Here is a 16,692-nt window from a genome sequence, read left to right on the forward strand (position 1 = left end):
TCCATAATTATTCAGTTAATTAGTTCAATTATATATCAATAGAGTGTACTCTATTGATACAAGTATAGTAGACTGATAAAATCATAGTTAAGAGTGTCTCATAAGACTTGTCTCAAAAACGAGGTGGAATTTTGCAGAAAATCGGTTATGTACGCGTCAGTTCGACTAGCCAAAATCCTTCAAGACAATTTCGGCAATTGAACGAAATTGGAATGGATATTATTTATGAAGAAAAAATTTCAGGAACCACAAAAGATCGTGAACAACTTCAAAAAATGTTAGAGGATTTACAAGAAGGTGACATTATTTATGTTACAGATTTAACTCGGATCACTCGAAGTACGCAAGATTTATTTGAATTGATTGATTTAATACGAAATAAAAAGGCAAGCTTAAAATCACTTAAGGATACATGGCTAGATTTATCAGAAGATAATCCATATAGCCAATTCTTAATTACTGTAATGGCTGGTGTTAACCAATTAGAGCGAGACCTTATTCGTATGCGTCAGCGTGAAGGAATTGAGCTCGCAAAGAAAGAAGGGAAGTTTAAAGGACGGTTAAAGAAATATCATAAAAATCACACAGGAATGAATTATGCAGTAAAGCTATATAAAGAAGGAAATATGACTGTAAATCAAATTTGTGAAATTACAAATGTATCTAGAGCTTCTTTATATAGAAAGCTATCGGAAGGAAAAAAATAAGCATTCATTACTTATATTAAAAATTTCCGGGGATTGTGAAACAACGTACCTAACCAAGCAGGCTATTTCTATAAGGAAGTATCAATATTTATTTATCTAACTAGGCACGATCATCAAAGGGTTCCGAGTACATTTTAACGGAGATATACGCAAAACTCAGATTTAAAGCAAGGCTGTATTTTCATAGAACACTATATAAAAAACAACCTTAGTCAATCACAAACGAAGGTTGTTTTTATAAAGTCATGGTCTAATTAAAACAATTGCTGTCCCAAGAGCATACTTGAGACTGAAAAGGCACCAGCAGGTGGTAAAACACTAGTATATATGGGAGGTCCCAAACGGGTTGTAAAGGTTGTAGCAATCCAATTTCCGTATTCACCAGCCAGCAAAGAGGGAGGTTTCATTATAAACCGTCCACTTAAAACGAAATGCCGAATGCTTATAGCGGTCTCATCAAATATTGTCAAGTTGCCAAAAAAGGAGGCATATGGTGAATCGAAACTTATTTGTTTAGCGCTTTCGTCCCAATACCCATTAATCGGAATAGGTATACCACGAAAATTAACTGTACCTATTACTTTGTTGTCTACAATGGAATCAATGGTAAGTATACCTCTAATAATGGATCTCCCCGCAATAGAAGCATCAATCCCCCATACGGATGGAAAGGGGATACTAACTTTGGCTGTATTTGGAATTTTCAAAATTAACCTCTCCTTGATTATTTTATGTATGGATTGAGTTGTATTTAATCATAATCCTGTAGTAATGATACAGTATATGCACAGAGAATCACTTAGGTGTTTTGTTAAGAAAGAAGCATCAATAATCAATCAGCCTACAGTCTAGATGAACAAGAGTTTGCCTGACCCACGAAAAATATGGAACATTAATTGCTGTTGCTCATACATATGGTCTCGCATTTGGAAAATTTCTTAGCTTTAAAATAAATCATCTGATTCAATGAAATGTAATGCCTATTATCACCTATTTTTATATGTATCTCAGACGAATTCCTATACCTCCGTTACTCTTCGGTCATATTTTATTTGTACGAGGTGGTGTAAAATGTTTAAATTATATTTAGATCCTGGTCACGGGAGAATGGACCCAGGAGCTATTGGCAATGGGATGCATGAAAAAGAAATTACCTTAAATATTTCCCATAGCATCCGAAATCTCTTGGAAAACCATTATGAAGGCCTGTAAATTAAAATGAGTAGAACAGCAGATATTACGCGCAGCTTGAAAGAACGTACAGATGATGCAAATGCTTGGGGTGCAGATTATTTTCTATCCATCCACGTTAATGCATTTAACGGTTCAGCTCATGGGTATGAAGATTATATTCATAACAGTTTGTCTGATTCATCGAGAAGAGCGTTAATTCGGGACATTATGCATGAAGAAATTGTCAAAGTAAATAACTTGCATAATCGTGGCAAAAAAAAGGCCAATTTCCATGTACTGCGAGAAACCAGAATGCCCGCTTTATTAACGGAGAACGGATTTATTGATCATGCAAGCGATGCCCAAAAACTAAGGGACCCGAATTGGCGGCAAGCGGTCGCTCAAGGTCATGTTAATGGTTTAGCACGCGCGTTTAATTTGAAGAGAAAATCGACTAATCTGAAAAGCAATATGGCTATTAAACGTGTAATTGTTGACGGTATGCAAGTACGGCTTACGCAGAAGAAGAGAATGTGTTGAGAACTGTACAACGCAACCTGAGAACAGCACAAAGGATTATTATTGAAAATGTGTAGTTTCGTTGGGAAATCGGTTGCTTGACTGCGAGCACGTTAAAGTTTTATCAAAATGGATAGCTAGGCTGGATGAACAAAATATACGCTAAGCCTTTGTCGTGACGGGCTTAGCATTTTTTTCTTGCTCTAAGTTGGTCCGGCCGATATAAGCCAGGACTCATCATGTGCTAGTTTACGGCTGTAATATCAGATGAATAGAACGAAGTTGTTGAGGGAATTATAGTTCAAGATGTCTCTATTTCCAATTGTTGGATTTGAGGTGAGCTTTTGCCTAAGATTACTCCTATTCAGTCATACATGATTATTATGCTTTCGGTTGGATTAATGAACCACGTTATTATTATCCCTTTACTACTAGAAGCATCAAAGCGAGATGCCTGGCTCGTAGTGCTTCTTGTTTTAAATATTGATTGTTCTGCTTCTTCTTTAATTTTTTGATTTTTAGAAGTTACAAAACTAAAGTTTCCATGCTGAATTTAAATAAAAAGATAAAGTTATTATTAAAATAACCTCCCTCTAACGGACGTTTTAGGGAGGAATTTTCTCTCAACTATAATTGGGTTGTGAATTTACCCTTTGTAGAGCGATTTTGAAAATGGACAGGTTTTTTGAATTTGCCTTCAAATATCATTTATTTTCATTATTCTAAGCTTCCCTTTTAAGTTTGAAATATATTTTCAGGAATTCTATAAAGCATTTAGAACAGTATTTTTCATTAAGGCACGTCAGATCGTTTTGCAACGGAATTTTACAACAGGAACATCTCCCCATAGCTTTCAAAACAAACAACTCTCCTTTTAACTTTTATTCTTTTTATAAATTTTATCTATAATATTTCAACGTGTCTCGGAATTAGATATTTCCCTTAATTTAAGGTGGAGTTTCATCAATGTAGGTGTCACCCCAATAAATTCTAGTATATTCTTCTAAGGCTTTAGGATAACATTGTGGACAGTACCTTTTATTAAGAAGAAATGAACCACTTGGTAACATTGAAAGTTGACTTTTCCAGAAATAATCTTCACAAGAAATACACATTCCCATGTTCCTCTTCAAAAAAAACATCCCCTTAAATTCCTTCTTTGAAAAACTTAAACCATAATATGTTCCGCAATTGTCATAGGGATAGGTATTCACCTACATTTCGCCTAAATTGGTTTATCACCCATATCCTTTTCTAAACGCTTGACATAAAAAATGAATTCAGAGAAATTACCTACTTCTCTATTCGATTGGCTATAATGCTTAAATTTCCTAGCCTAATTACTAGTTAAAAGCGATCATAATTTAACATTTATAGGGAATAATACTATCTATAGTTTTAAACATAATACTAAATTATGAAAGTAGGACATCCATGAACAAAAAATGGTTTCTTATACTAGCCGTTGCAATTTTATCTACCATGTTAATAGTCGGTTGTAACAATAATGATCAGAATCCACCACCAGAGGATAACAATAATGTTATTGAAAACGGTGATACGAATGATGATAATGCAGATCTTGAAAATGCACCCGGTGTTGACCAAGATGATAACATGTTTAAAGATGATGAAAATGATAATGATCCAGATCCAGAAGATCCAATAGAAGATGCAGAAGATATAGGCGATAGGGATAATAAAGATGAGTAATAGGAACAACTAGTAAAAAGCCGATTCTCCTTTTATGTCAAGGAAAAATCGGCTTTTTAATTATTTCGGATCAATTTGTTGGTGAATTGATTTTTATTAGATTAATGGAAAACTCTATTATAGCATTAGCCTTTTAGGCATTTGACTGTCTTTTGGGAAAGAAAATTAATTATTAAACAACAACCACACTCAAAGTTTCACTCTTTATATCCCCATAGTATGGAAAAAGGTATAATGATGCATTTGATTTATCAAATGTGTTAATGTTTAGTGAATGGTCGGTATCTCTAACGGAAGCGTAAAATTTATCTTTAATTTGATGATATCCCTTTGCCTTTAGTTCTTGTGGATCTACGTCAATATTTAGGACACATAAAAGTTAATTTTTTTCATTGTGCTTCGAAACTTATTTAAATGTGTATTTGAAGGCTTGACATGGAGCCTCTGTGTGCGTGGTGATTTGCGAAAGACGAAAGGTTAGTAAAACACATTTCGCCAGGCGAAAGCCTACCACGCTCACCTCTCCAAGTAAAGCCGTGCTCTAATGTTATGTGGTGCAATTATGCTGCTTGGTGGAGTGCTAAATCTTCCATCTCTTGTGGTGTTAGATATCCAATACTACCGTGTATTCTTTTACGGTTATACCAGCCTTCAATATATTTAAATAACTCTACTCTCGCAGCGTTAAAATCTAAGTATTGTACGTGATTTACTTCTTCTTTCTTTAAAATCGCATGAAAAGACTCGATACAAGCATTGTCATAAGGGCTTCCCTTGTGACTGAAGGAGTGTGTCATCTTATAATCCTGAATCTTTTCTGCGAAGGAGTCGCTTGTATATTGTGAACCCAAATCGGAATGGAAGATGACACCATCATTGGGTTTCTGTGTGACATAAGCGTTTTCTAAAGCCTTTTCTACCAATTCAGTCGTCATCGAACGTCCAAATGAATACCCAATAACCTTTCTTGAATGCAGGTCTAATACAGATGCAAGGTAACACCAACCATCACGAAGCGTGTGAATATACGTGATATCCCCAACCCACTTTTGGTTGATCGTAGTCGTAGAAAAGTCTCTGTTAATAATATTTTCTCGTTCTTCCACCTTTTCTTTACTAGGTGTCGGACGGAACTTTTTAACGATGATGGATCGGATATCAGCTACTTTCATCAGGCGTTGAACTCGTTTTAAGCTAATCTTGTGACCTTGTTTTTCAAGGGTTTCATGTATCTTAGGTGCACCATATCGTTTCTTACTTTCTTCATGAATCTGGATAATCTTTTCTGTGAATTCACGGTTCTCACGGTCACGATTCGATTCTGTTTTATTCAATGATTGGTAGTAAGTACTTTTAGGTATATCAAGGGTTTCGCACATCGTACGAATGGAATAATCATCTTTATGTTCTGTAATAAATTCAGTTAGTTCTGAGTCACTTACTTTCGAGCGAATATGGCCATAGCCTTTTTTAATATCTCATTTTCCTCCTGTATACGGAGAAGTTGTTTCTGGAGCTTTGCATAATCATCTGGAGTTACAGATGAACCATCTTCTAATTCGATTGGAGAAAACTTCTTAATCCAAGCATAAATAGATACTTCAGAGATGCCATATTCGCTACTTAAATCTTTAACAGAACTGCCAGAATGATAAAGATCAACAATCATTTTTCGGAAATCATCGTTATACCGTTTCCCATTATTTTTCTTACTCATCGGACACATCCTCCTTAAAAGTCATTGTATAAATTTAACTTAGATGTGTCCATGAAACTATACTAGCATCATTGCTTAAGCCACTCTTCATTCTTGTTGATTAATTTTAAATTACGCTTCTGAACTTTCCCTTCAATTACAACAGCTATTGGGAATCCATGGTATTCTACTTTCTTATGTAAATCCTTTGGAGTAACAGGAACTAATTCTTTCCTTGATAAAATGCTGATTTCACCTGTTGCTTCCAAAATCGCATATTCAATATCTGGATATCTTGCTGTTCTTAAACCTGACAACAGCTCAGATAAAGGATATCTATTTTTCCTTAAATTTTTATATACAATTTTTCCATGTTTAACTAAAATAGTCGGTTTTCCTATAATAAAAGGGTTTAACCAATTTAATAAACTTAATTTTGATATAACTAAGTGACGCCCGTTATAACAATGATTCCAATAATCCCCTCTGTAACTCCATTTACTTTAATGGACCCCAATGCTAAATAAGATAAAAAAAGAATCGCTCCAAATTCGTGAGGGGTAAGTTGTGCTAGGGCTGATTTCCCTAAAATTTTTATGGATACAATAAAAACAATATATATAAAAATCAATTTAACTAAAAAAATAGACACTTCTAACACCTCTTAGGAAAAATCACCTTAGTCTGAAGTCAGACTAAGGATGTTCATCTCTTTGACAATACTGCAAAAATTAACAGAGAAAGTTAACCAGTAATGTTTTAATATTTTAAGCACCCTCTAATCAATTTAAAAAAAGATATTTTTCCAAAGATTTTATTTTCAAGATTCGACTTAATGTTATTATGCAAAAAATGGTACTACTTTTTTGTTATGTGTCTTAAGATCATCCAATATAGCGAAATAAACCATTATCCTTTTAAAATAGGCATCACTTTATCAATAGCTTCTTGTAGTTTTTCACTATTTTTACTATACATTTGCTTAGCTTCTTTTGATTCGGTTCCAAGAGCAAACAACTCTAAGTCTGCTTGGCATTTTTTCATGGTCGAAAGAATTAAAGGTCTTTCTTGAGGAGATGCGACTTGTAATTGATCGTCAAACAGGTCAACTGTTAACTCTCCATAGGAATTAACTTGTCCAAGAAAAACATTTTCTACCGTTACACCAAGTTTTTCTAATTCAGTGTGTAACCAAGCACGGCTTCGTCCAATAGTCGCAAGTGGTTCATCCATGATCACACCATCCATAATGACAGTCTGAGGCTCTTTAATTGAAGCAACCGTCAAGTTTAGATCCTTTGCTGTTAATGGTTGGTTTTCTTTCTTTAACATGACGGATAAATCCCCTGTTGCCTCTAATACAGCGAATTCTACATCAGACACCTGATAAACATCCTTCTTACGAAGTAATTCTAATAATTCATCTGTCGTGTATCTTTCCTTTTTTAAATTATCTTCCATGATTTTCCCATCTTTTATAAAGACAGTTCCTGTTCCTTTTACAAAATCACGGAACTTTTTACTTTTTAAGGAAAGCAAACCAGATAAAAAGGGTATTGCTGCAAAAATGACAATTCCAATGATTCCATGAAAAATGTTCCGTTCCAGTCCCATAGCAACTTCAGCACCTATACTTCCAATGGAAATACCAGTTACATATTCAAAGAAAGATAATTCAGAGATTTGCTTTTTCCCTAACCATTTTGTAATAAAAAATAAAAAAACAACAAAGAATATTGACCGTACGGCAATATCTAACCATTCAGGCACTACTTAACACCTCCTACAAAAATTACATCTTTTAAAAACCTTTGTACTGAAATTCTTCTCGTTCCAATTCTCCAACTCTTTTTTTCAAATCTGTCACTAATTCGTTTACTACCATCATCGTTTCATGTAAAGTTTTCTTGGATTCGTTGTCTTGAGTCCGTATGGCTAAACTGGATAGACTAGCTTCTACACCTTTTAAACTGGCAAGACATTGTTTTACATCCGATCCTACGGTCATGTTACATCCTCCTTATCCCTTAGGTTTAAAAATTAAAGCTCCCAGCATTCCAAAAATAATGGCAGCTGAAATACCGGAACTTGTTACTTCGAACATCCCTGTGAGTACACCAACTAACCCGTGTTTTTCGGCTTCTTGCATAGCCCCATGTACAAGGGAGTTTCCAAAACTTGTAATAGGTATGGTAGCTCCTGCACCAGCAAAGTCAATCAAGGGTTCATATAGACCAAATCCATCTAAAATAGCACCCACTACTACAAGAGTACTTAACGTATGTCCTGGTGTTAGCTTAAACACATCAAACATAATTTGCCCAATGACACAAATCAAACCGCCTACGGTAAAAGCCCAAAAATAGGTCATAATGATTGTTCACCTCCGTATTCAATCGATACCGCATGTGCGATACAAGGAATGGTTTCATTTTGCTGGAAAGAAAGTGGTGATAATAAAGCACCAGTAGCCACTACTAACATTCTTTTAAATTCGCCTTTTTTCATGCGATTTAATAAATGACCATAGACTACTGTTGCTGAACACCCCGCACCACTTGCCCCTGCGAGGACTGGCTGTCCTTTTCGATAAATCATAAGACCACAATCTTGATATTGTTCTTCACTGATGGAAGTTCCATGTTTTTTAAATAAATCAAGGGAAACTTCACGGCCTATCTGGCCAAGATCCCCAGTGACGATTAAATCATAATAAGAGGGGTCAATGTTTCTTTCCGTTAAATGGGCTTCAATCGTATCGACCGCTGCTGGTGCCATAGCCCCTCCCATATTAAATGGATCAGTCAGTCCCATATCAATCACACGGCCTATTGTAGCAGAAGTGACACATGGTCCCTCCCCAGAATCACTTAAAAGGGCCGTACCAGCACCAGTGACCGTCCATTGTGCAGTAGGTGGTTTTTGTCCTCCATATTCTGTCGGATAACGAAACTGTTTTTCAACAGCTGTGTTATGACTTGAAGCCCCTGTTAATATATATTTAGCTCCCTTTGTATTAATAATATAAGCACCTAGAGCCAATCCTTCCATTGAGGTAGAACAAGCACCAAATAAACCAAAATAAGGAGCTCCAATGGTTCGACTCGCGAAACTTGTGGGGGTAATCTGATTGATCAAGTCCCCTGCGAGAAGAAACTGAACCTGTTCCTTTTGGATTTCCCCTTTTTCCATTGCCTTTTGACAGGCTTCTTCAAAAAAAACTTTATGTGCTTTTTCATAGGAATCCTGTCCGAGCCATAAATCGGCATGAAGAAGATCAAAATCTTCCGATATAGCTCCATCTGCTTCAAATGGTCCACCTACTGTTCCAGTGGAAATAATCACAGGCTTTTGTTCGAAAACCCATGTACGATGACCTGCAAGCATTATAAACCACCCCATCTGATTAAAATTGTTTTAATTAAGGCAATAACAAAAGCAGAAAATACACCGAATAAAATAACCGATCCCGCCAATTTAAATATATTGCCGCCTACGCCCAGCACAAATCCTTCGGTTCGATGTTCAATGGCAGGTGATATAACCGCATTACCAAAACCAGTTACGGGTACTGCTGTCCCAGCCCCACCAAATTGGGCAATGCGATCATATACACCAAAACCAGTAAGAAGCATCGTAATAAAAATTAATGTACCAACAGTTGGATTTCCGGCCGTTTGCTCTGTAAAATCAAAATAATAGATGTAGAAGTCCTGAATAAGCTGACCAATAAGACAGATGAGACCGCCTATTAGGAAGGCCTTTATAGAATTTTTTACAACTGGTCTTTTTATTTCACGTTGTTTTTGTAATTCTTGGTATTCCTGTTGGACTGGGGTTAGCTGTTTCTTTTGATTATTTGACATAGCTCGATCCTTCCTCTTTACGTTTGTTCCTTTATAAGACTTTCAAGTTTTTGCAAATCCTTTTTTAACCTTTTCTTATTCGTATTGTTTTTTTGCAGTCTTTGTTCTATTTTTTCGAGCTCCCAGAACATTTTTTTATCCGTCGAAACGACGACTTTATGATTCGGATACATTTTTTCTAGGTCAGATTTTACTGTCTTCTCGATACTTTTTAATCGAAAACGATTAAAATTTTCTACCTTTATCGCTACTAAAAGCTCCTTATCTGTATTTACAGCCATTACATCCGTAATTTCATCCTTAGTAATCATCTTTTCTTTAGCCTGGTTAGCAATAGATTGATCGATTGGCTTGCTTGTTGTATCTACTTGTGAAATACTCAAATCTTTATTGTCATAACCCATTTGATTCTGATTTTCGTTACATCCTGAACCTATTCCGATGATGGTTAGTAATAAAAGAAAAATTTTTAATTTAGTTATGTTATTTTTCATGAAATCACCTCATATTTTATCTATTCAAAATCGACACAAAAGGTTGGTCAATATCGACCCAACCTTTTGTGTCACATAATGATTATTGTTTGTATTGAGGTTCTTCTTGTTCAATTTGTTGAACGCGTGGTGCAATGCTATCAACTACAGATTGAGTTTGTTTAGCCGCATCTTGATACAGTTGCTTTGCTTGTTCATTATCTGTACTAAGAGCAAATGTTTCAAAGCTAGCTTGTGCACTTTTTAACCCTGCTAGAGCTGTTTTAACGTCACTGATTACTGTCATGAATAACGCCTCCTATATTTTATTTTGACCTTTATTAGAATGCTGTATAAAAAGATTTTTATTCATTGAATTTTATCAGACTTTAAATATTTTTAAATTTAGATATGTAATTTTCCACTTTTTTGGAAAAGATACACGTGTAAGAAAAAGCGATGAGAGGAGGATAGTGAAAATGGACAATTAAGTTATTAATAAACGGATTAAAATACAGAAAATTTATTCGTAGTTACTAGGTGTCTTGGAAATTGTTACATTGCATTTTATCCGAATACAGAGGAATTCCTTTTCAAACACAGGGAAGGACTTGTCAATGGAGTATTTTACAATTTGTTTGTCTCATTAATATTTTTTCAATAAACAAGAAAATGGTAAAAAAAAGCGAGGTATACATTAGTAATGTACAAGGACTATACTGAAATTATTTTAGGAACAAAACCACGAGCTAGACATAAGAAAATAATTGAAAATTATTTAGAACAAAGTTTTACCAATCCTATCATACATAAGGAAATTCATGGTGATAAAGTCTATGTCCCCTTAGATTTAAACAGGGTCTGGAATAGAATAAATTAAATAAGTAAATTTATTTTATTAGGCAATCTTATTCGTAATGTGGGTAAATGAGGGACAACAAGGTGAGAAAACACTTGTTTCGTAGTAATACATTATCCTATATATAAGGAAATAGAGATAAGGTCTGTGTCCCACCCACTATATTTAACCAGGCCCCTAAAATGTGGATTTAGAAATAAAATAGATAAACACTACTCCTAAAAGAAATATAACTTTTTTCAAGAAAGAACTACCCTTGTTTGAAATTGATTTATATCTTTACCTTGTCATTTTATAGTATGTATTAAAACCAAAATCCTTCATTAAGGTAATGAATGAAAAAGTAAGCCGTTATGATTCATATTACTTGAGTAATGAATGGCATTCGGAACCATGGCATCCGACTAATAAAAAGGTGCTTCCTGCCGTTATGCTGTTAGTTAACAGATATCTGGTACAATATCGAAAGCGCTTTTGTGAAATTTCATCAAGTACGTTACAACAATCAATTGGTAAATATATTCGGACCGAAAAAAGAAACTGGAAATACTCCTTTGAAATTGAATATGTAGGAAATGAATAAAACCATTAACCATCAAGGCAACCAAAACCATGTTTGTAAGGGACTATTATTAACATAATCATGCTCATAGGCACTGAAAAAAAGGATCTTCCAGTAAGAAGATCCTCAGGCTGTCGAGAAAGTCTCGTCAGCCTTTACTTTTGTATAATATTTTAACGATTTAACGCGTTAATTTAGTATAATTTAAGTAATCAAACTAATAATTGGTGGTGGATTAAATATAATAAAAACAAAAGAATCCTCTCAAAATGAGTATGAATTTATTTCCCTAGATGAATTAGTACCCGAAGATCACCTCCTACGTCTAATTGATAAGTACATTGACTTTTCATTTATTATTGAAAAGACTCTCCATATTACAGTGGTGACAACGGTCGTCCCACAGACCCTCTCGTTTTATTTAAAAGGATGTTTATCGGATATTTTTACGGCATTCGTTCTGAAAGAAAATTAGAACAGGAAATAAAAATGAATATGGCTTATCGCTGGTTCTTAGGTTTGAAGTTTCGTGATTCAGTTCCCCATCACTCTACCATTTGTTGGAACCGCAAACACCGTTTTAAAGACTCCAATATTTTTCAAGATATATTTGATGAAATTGTCCTTCAAGCTATGAATCACAAAATGGTCGGTGGTCGTGTTTTATTTACTGACTCTACTCATTTAAAAGCCAATGCAAGTAAACACAAATTTACAAGAGAAGAAGTAGAAGTTGAAACACGTGAGTATATTGAAGAATTGAATAAAGCTATTGAGGAAGACAGGGTAGCTCATGGAAAAAAAGCCTTTAAAGGAAAAGAAAGCAGTGAATGAAACAAAAGTAATTAGAAAAAGCACCACAGACCCTGACTGTGGATTTATGTCCAGAGATAACAAACAAAGATGTTCTGTTATTTAGATCATCGTACTACTGATATGAAATATAATATTATTACGGATGCGAATGTAACTCCTGGGAATGTACATGATTCTGTTCCCTTTCTAGACTTGATCGGCAAATAGAGAGATTTAACCTGAAAGTCGAGGCAGCTGCACTTGATTCGGGGTACCTTACAAATCCTATTTGTAAAGGCTTCTGACCGAAATATTTTTGGGGTAATTGCACACAGAAGATATCATCCAACCAAAGGTCTCTTTCCAAAATGGAAATTTAAATATGATATAGAAAATGACTAATACATTTGCCCTAATAGTCAAAAGTTACCTTATCGGACCACTACAAGAGAAGGTTATCGCGAATATAAATCAGATCCAAATCAATGCAGTCATTGTCCTCTTCTTTTTGAATGTACTCGTTCAAAAAATAAAACAAAAGTAGTGACAAGACATGTGTGGGAGGAGCATAAGGAAAAAGTAAGGTTAAATCGATTATCTTATTCGGGGAAAGTGCTTTTTAGATTTAGAAAAGAAAAAGTAGAGCGAAGCTTCGCAGACTCAAAAGAGCTGCATGGACTTCGCTACTGCCGGTTACGGGGAATACAAGGGGCAAGTGAGCAGGTTCTACTTACTGCAGCTTGCCAAAACATGAAAAAGATTGCCCCACACCTAGCAAAGCTAGGGTAAGTGTAGGCAATCTTTCCTTTTCCTATTCATATTGAAGTTTTTATAGTAAATAAACTTTCAATAAAAGAAATTGCCGAGAAAAATACCCCTTTCTCGACAATCTGAGGATCTTCCAGTAAGAAGATCCTTGTTTGCTGCTCACTCAATTAATGTACCTTTTAGTTTAAGTTAGTATTTTACAATCTTTCTTAGGTAAATACGGTTACTAAAAAGTTTATTTTAGTTTTTATAAATATTCGAATCTTTTCCTCAACGAGGACTATAAACGCTTTCACATGTTCCAGGCGCTGGTTCATAAAAACAATGTTGTTTAAATTGACCAGTAAAAGGTTGGTCATACCATGTTGGAGGACACGGACCATATGGATTAAAGTACCAAAGAGCATATTTCGCTGGGTGATTTCTCCAATATATCCAAATTCTTTCTTGCTAATCTTCTTTCAGATTCTCTTGCTCTTTGATAAAATACATTACCTTTTTGAACAGCTTCAAAAGAGTAATTTCCTCCTTGTACGTGAAAAATGACATCTTTAATTGTTCTTAATTTCTTAAAGTCAGTACAATCTGCTACAACACGGTTAACAATGACATTTCCAACATATAGCATTCCTTGTGGTCCTTCTCCTTCTCCTTCAGCTTCTGCTCTCATCATCCTTGCCATTAAATTGATGTCTGCATTTCGGTACGCTACTCTTGTCATTTTTCCACCTCGAAAAAAAGAATGCAGTTATGTCCTTGTTTATAAAATAAATACTTGGTTTTTAAGTAAAATGAAAACTACGGCATTTTTTTACCTTTATTCCACTAAGGTACCTCATATATACAGTATCCTCCAGTATAAATTACCTCCCATATAACACACAAATATAGAAAAATATATATTATGGAACTGATATTTTGACAACAGTTCTCTTTATTGATTCATCCCTTGTAATTGGTGGTAAATCATATTTATAACTAACATAATTGTTCATATAAGAAGTAAAGCCCAGAAATTAAGCATTTCGAGGCTTTTTTTGCAAAGTTTAATGGTTAATAGGTGATGGTTTATTTTAAAAGGAAAATAATCAATTGCAATAGGACAAGCACCGTTTCGTTAAAGGCGCCCATTTCTGTATGTTAAAGAAAATGATGAAGTCATTTTCCCTATAGGGCTATTCAAGTATTCGAATCATTTTAGGATTAATTAGTTGAATACTTATATAAAAAACAAAACTATGTGTTTAAAAGTAGCTTTATTATTTAATTTTTTAATGATTTGACACGTGAAAATAGCAAAATACATTTCAAAAAATGAGCAGTGATAGGCTACTACTGCTCTTCAGATAAGTTATAGTGTACTTTCTGCAAGCGATTTTAGTTCGCCATGAAACCACGATCAGAAGCCATGGCATCAGCTTTCGTTACGTGAACGGTACCATGCGGATGCTGAGGCGGCGCATAAATAGAGTAAAGTTTTAGCGGGATATTACCTGTATTGGTTACATTATGCCATTTACCAGCAGGTACCATAATAGCAAAGTTTTCATAGACTTTTTCTGCAAAATCTAAATTATCTTTACGATCCCCCATTTGAACAATCCCTTGACCTTGTTCAATACGCAAGAATTGATCAACTGTGGGGTGAATTTCTAAACCGATATCTTCTCCAACATTGATACTCATCAAGGTAACTTGCAAATGTCTTCCTGTCCATAAAGCGGTACGATACGTATTTTTTTGCTTCGTAGCCTCCTGTATATTAACGATAAACGGTTCTGGTCCATAATCTTTTAATTCAATTTTATCTTTGCTCTTAAATGATTTTAAAAAGGACAATCGTTTAGCATGCTCCATTTCATCTGTGGAAGCACGTAGGAATACATCACCAACCGGTGAATTTTGCAGAAGCAAATAATCATTTCGATATTCTTCATAATTCGCTAATTCCGTTTCATAAGCTTTTTGCAGTCCTTCACGATAATTTCGAAAAGATACTTTCTCGATTTGGTACACAGGCTGTCTTCCAGTCATCGAAATATACAGATTTATATGTTGCTGCCAATGTACCTTTTCGTCTTCTAAAATATTCAGAATGTCATTTTTATGCTTTTGATTTGGTGCTAAATTTACTAATCGGCTATATAAATCAATGGCTGAAGCTTCTCCTTTTATTCCGTCAAGTATTGCCTCAAATACTAGTCGATCCTTTCCTTGACTATTTCTTAACATCAAGTTTGAGTTATATATTGATGGGTTGACGTAATAAGGATATGGGTACGTGATTGGAACATTATACATTTTGGTCATTCCCTCATATTTTGATAAAATTATCATATTCCTATGTTTAGAGTTTGTGCTTTAATCCATAGTGCCTTAAGAAGGTCTCATTTGAAAAGAATTTACTCAGTTAATGGCCCGTTTGTTCAACAGGAAGGGATGGAGAGCACCATTCTCTCCATAAACTAAACTTTTTTAAATACCTCTGTATAAGCAACTAATTACTCACTAAGTTGTTTGTTATCACCTTCTAATTTCTTGGTCTTCCGTTTCAGTGATTCAATAAGGGCATGCATCCTTTCCTCATTTATTTCTCGTTAATATTGTTTTAGTATAGGTGATTGTTGCTGCCTTAGCGCTTCAATCCGTTCAATGAATATCGGCATTGTTGATAGCGTTGTGCTTGCGTGCACTTGATTCATTTAAGACACTTCTAAAATTAATTTTTCCATAATGGCTTCATCACCAATTTTACAAATATAAAGTTGGTATCAATCGCTAATTCATCAAGGAATTCATAAAGGTAATCATCAAACAAGAACTAGATGATTAACTCCCCTCTATCAATTCAACTGAATTGGTGTCCATTTTTATGATCAAAAATAAAGTCCTCTATAAAGAGCGATAGTGCTCCTACAATTCTCAAACCTTTTTAAATAGCCGTTTAATAAGCAGTCAATCTCGTATGTTAGTTGTTACCTTATAAATCTACACAGCTAACTCGTTTCCTTTGCGTATCCAATGAACTCTTTAATATTGTCAAACCGGGGGTCATCCCGTTTTACGACAATAAGTTCGGAATCTTCATGGTGACTGATATTAAATTAAAAACTGTCCAAATTTTCTTTTCTATTGGCAGTAGGATTTATTAACCAGTAAAGATATTTGGAGAGACCATATAACCAAGCGTATATCCATCGGGTTCGCTGTTTGCTAATTCACCCCTACCAATCCAACCTTCACCTTTTTGATACAAAATACCCAAGAGAATTAAAAATGAAGTTATAAAGTTTGTTGATGTCAATGAAAAAACGTGTTAAGAATCGAAAAAGAAAGCTTGTATGTACCTGTGAAATACTTAAATCGTTATTATTTTCACCCAACTGATTCTGGCTTCCGTTACATCCTGATTCTATTCCGATAACCGGTAATACTAAAAGACTGATCTTTAATTTGTTTTATTTTATCACTAGTGTTGCAAAAATAATGTCGTAATTTTCAGTTTTATTATATCTTCTGTTTAGAGCCAAAAAAGTAAATACCGAATTAAAGGTGGCTCCA

At 34.7% G+C, this 16,692-nt stretch carries 13 protein-coding genes and 5 pseudogenes; 5 read left to right on the forward strand and 13 right to left on the reverse strand.

What is annotated here, in order from left to right:
• Positions 1-131 precede the first annotated feature (131 nt).
• Positions 132-707, forward strand: a complete 576-nt coding sequence (locus tag J2S13_RS02310) for a recombinase family protein (RefSeq protein WP_307256085.1) — start codon at positions 132-134, stop codon at positions 705-707.
• A gap of 254 nt (positions 708-961) precedes the next feature.
• Here the strand turns inward: J2S13_RS02310 and J2S13_RS02315 are convergent, their stop codons facing one another.
• Positions 962-1,414: a hypothetical protein gene (locus tag J2S13_RS02315; protein ID WP_307256072.1), complete on the reverse strand. Its 453-nt coding sequence runs from the start codon at positions 1,412-1,414 to the stop codon at positions 962-964.
• 364 nt (positions 1,415-1,778) lie between these two features.
• Between J2S13_RS02315 and J2S13_RS02320 the strand changes: the two are divergent.
• From J2S13_RS02320 to J2S13_RS02330, 3 genes and pseudogenes are all read left to right on the forward strand, one after another.
• Positions 1,779-2,476 (forward strand): annotated as a pseudogene (locus J2S13_RS02320) (N-acetylmuramoyl-L-alanine amidase family protein).
• Positions 2,477-2,743: 267 nt separating this feature from the next.
• On the forward strand, positions 2,744-2,914 hold the full coding sequence (locus J2S13_RS02325; RefSeq protein WP_307256073.1) for a hypothetical protein: 171 nt from the start codon (positions 2,744-2,746) through the stop codon (positions 2,912-2,914).
• Positions 2,915-3,833: 919 nt separating this feature from the next.
• Complete coding sequence (locus J2S13_RS02330) at positions 3,834-4,112, forward strand: hypothetical protein (RefSeq protein WP_307256074.1); 279 nt, start codon at positions 3,834-3,836, stop codon at positions 4,110-4,112.
• Between the two features lie 560 nt (positions 4,113-4,672).
• On the opposite strand, the gene J2S13_RS02335 is transcribed toward J2S13_RS02330, so the two are convergent.
• The 9 genes and pseudogenes from J2S13_RS02335 to J2S13_RS02375 form a co-directional block, all read right to left on the reverse strand.
• Positions 4,673-5,829, reverse strand: a protein-coding gene (locus tag J2S13_RS02335; protein ID WP_212967602.1) for an IS3 family transposase whose coding sequence is annotated in 2 segments (ribosomal slippage) — positions 4,673-5,586 and positions 5,586-5,829 — 1,158 coding nt in all. Because the reading frame shifts where the segments join, the coding sequence is not laid out codon by codon here.
• A 77-nt stretch (positions 5,830-5,906) separates the two neighbouring features.
• Positions 5,907-6,460, reverse strand: a pseudogene (locus J2S13_RS02340) (DUF421 domain-containing protein); the annotation flags it as partial.
• A 257-nt stretch (positions 6,461-6,717) separates the two neighbouring features.
• A complete protein-coding gene (locus J2S13_RS02345) occupies positions 6,718-7,578 on the reverse strand; it encodes a DUF421 domain-containing protein (protein ID WP_307256075.1) in 861 nt (286 codons plus the stop codon).
• Between the two features lie 31 nt (positions 7,579-7,609).
• The gene (locus J2S13_RS02350) at positions 7,610-7,816 is read right to left on the reverse strand and encodes a DUF1657 domain-containing protein (RefSeq protein ID WP_120377811.1); all 207 of its coding nucleotides are present in this window, start codon (positions 7,814-7,816) and stop codon (positions 7,610-7,612) included.
• Positions 7,817-7,828: 12 nt separating this feature from the next.
• A complete protein-coding gene (spoVAE, locus tag J2S13_RS02355; RefSeq protein ID WP_120377812.1) occupies positions 7,829-8,179 on the reverse strand; it encodes a stage V sporulation protein AE in 351 nt (116 codons plus the stop codon).
• Positions 8,176-9,195: a stage V sporulation protein AD gene (spoVAD, locus tag J2S13_RS02360; RefSeq protein ID WP_307256076.1), complete on the reverse strand. Its 1,020-nt coding sequence runs from the start codon at positions 9,193-9,195 to the stop codon at positions 8,176-8,178. Before spoVAD ends, spoVAE begins: the two co-directional genes overlap by 4 nt.
• Positions 9,195-9,674 carry a stage V sporulation protein AC gene (spoVAC, locus tag J2S13_RS02365; RefSeq protein ID WP_244811923.1) on the reverse strand — a complete coding sequence of 160 codons (480 nt, stop codon included), beginning with the start codon at positions 9,672-9,674 and terminating at the stop codon, positions 9,195-9,197. The genes spoVAD and spoVAC overlap by 1 nt, the downstream gene beginning before the upstream one ends.
• Before the next feature lie 17 nt (positions 9,675-9,691).
• Positions 9,692-10,168 (reverse strand): YhcN/YlaJ family sporulation lipoprotein, encoded by a 477-nt coding sequence (locus tag J2S13_RS02370; RefSeq protein ID WP_307256077.1) that lies wholly within the window; start codon positions 10,166-10,168, stop codon positions 9,692-9,694.
• 82 nt (positions 10,169-10,250) lie between these two features.
• On the reverse strand, positions 10,251-10,454 hold the full coding sequence (locus J2S13_RS02375; protein WP_091776065.1) for a DUF1657 domain-containing protein: 204 nt from the start codon (positions 10,452-10,454) through the stop codon (positions 10,251-10,253).
• Between the two features lie 1,355 nt (positions 10,455-11,809).
• Between J2S13_RS02375 and J2S13_RS02380 the strand changes: the two are divergent.
• Positions 11,810-13,152: pseudogene (locus J2S13_RS02380) on the forward strand (IS1182 family transposase).
• 249 nt (positions 13,153-13,401) lie between these two features.
• Here the strand turns inward: J2S13_RS02380 and J2S13_RS02385 are convergent.
• From J2S13_RS02385 to J2S13_RS02395, 3 genes and pseudogenes are all read right to left on the reverse strand, one after another.
• Positions 13,402-13,852, reverse strand: a pseudogene (locus J2S13_RS02385) (cell wall hydrolase).
• Between the two features lie 656 nt (positions 13,853-14,508).
• Positions 14,509-15,432: a cupin domain-containing protein gene (locus J2S13_RS02390; protein WP_307256078.1), complete on the reverse strand. Its 924-nt coding sequence runs from the start codon at positions 15,430-15,432 to the stop codon at positions 14,509-14,511.
• Between the two features lie 445 nt (positions 15,433-15,877).
• Positions 15,878-16,116, reverse strand: a pseudogene (locus J2S13_RS02395) (site-specific integrase); the annotation flags it as partial.
• Positions 16,117-16,692 lie beyond the last annotated feature (576 nt).

Source organism: Oikeobacillus pervagus (assembly GCF_030813365.1).
Taxonomy (GTDB): Bacteria; Bacillota; Bacilli; order Bacillales; family DSM-23947; genus Oikeobacillus; species Oikeobacillus pervagus.

Bases quoted from the DNA above. Each gene is read 5' to 3' on its own strand.
- J2S13_RS02330 (WP_307256074.1), top strand. From the start codon at position 3,834: ATGAACAAAAAATGGTTTCTTATACTAGCCGTTGCAATTTTATCTACC.
- J2S13_RS02350 (WP_120377811.1), bottom strand. From the start codon at position 7,816: ATGACCGTAGGATCGGATGTAAAACAATGTCTTGCCAGTTTAAAAGGT.
- spoVAE (WP_120377812.1), bottom strand. From the start codon at position 8,179: ATGACCTATTTTTGGGCTTTTACCGTAGGCGGTTTGATTTGTGTCATT.
- spoVAD (WP_307256076.1), bottom strand. From the start codon at position 9,195: ATGCTTGCAGGTCATCGTACATGGGTTTTCGAACAAAAGCCTGTGATT.
- spoVAC (WP_244811923.1), bottom strand. From the start codon at position 9,674: ATGTCAAATAATCAAAAGAAACAGCTAACCCCAGTCCAACAGGAATAC.
- J2S13_RS02370 (WP_307256077.1), bottom strand. From the start codon at position 10,168: ATGAAAAATAACATAACTAAATTAAAAATTTTTCTTTTATTACTAACC.
- J2S13_RS02375 (WP_091776065.1), bottom strand. From the start codon at position 10,454: ATGACAGTAATCAGTGACGTTAAAACAGCTCTAGCAGGGTTAAAAAGT.
- J2S13_RS02390 (WP_307256078.1), bottom strand. From the start codon at position 15,432: ATGTATAATGTTCCAATCACGTACCCATATCCTTATTACGTCAACCCA.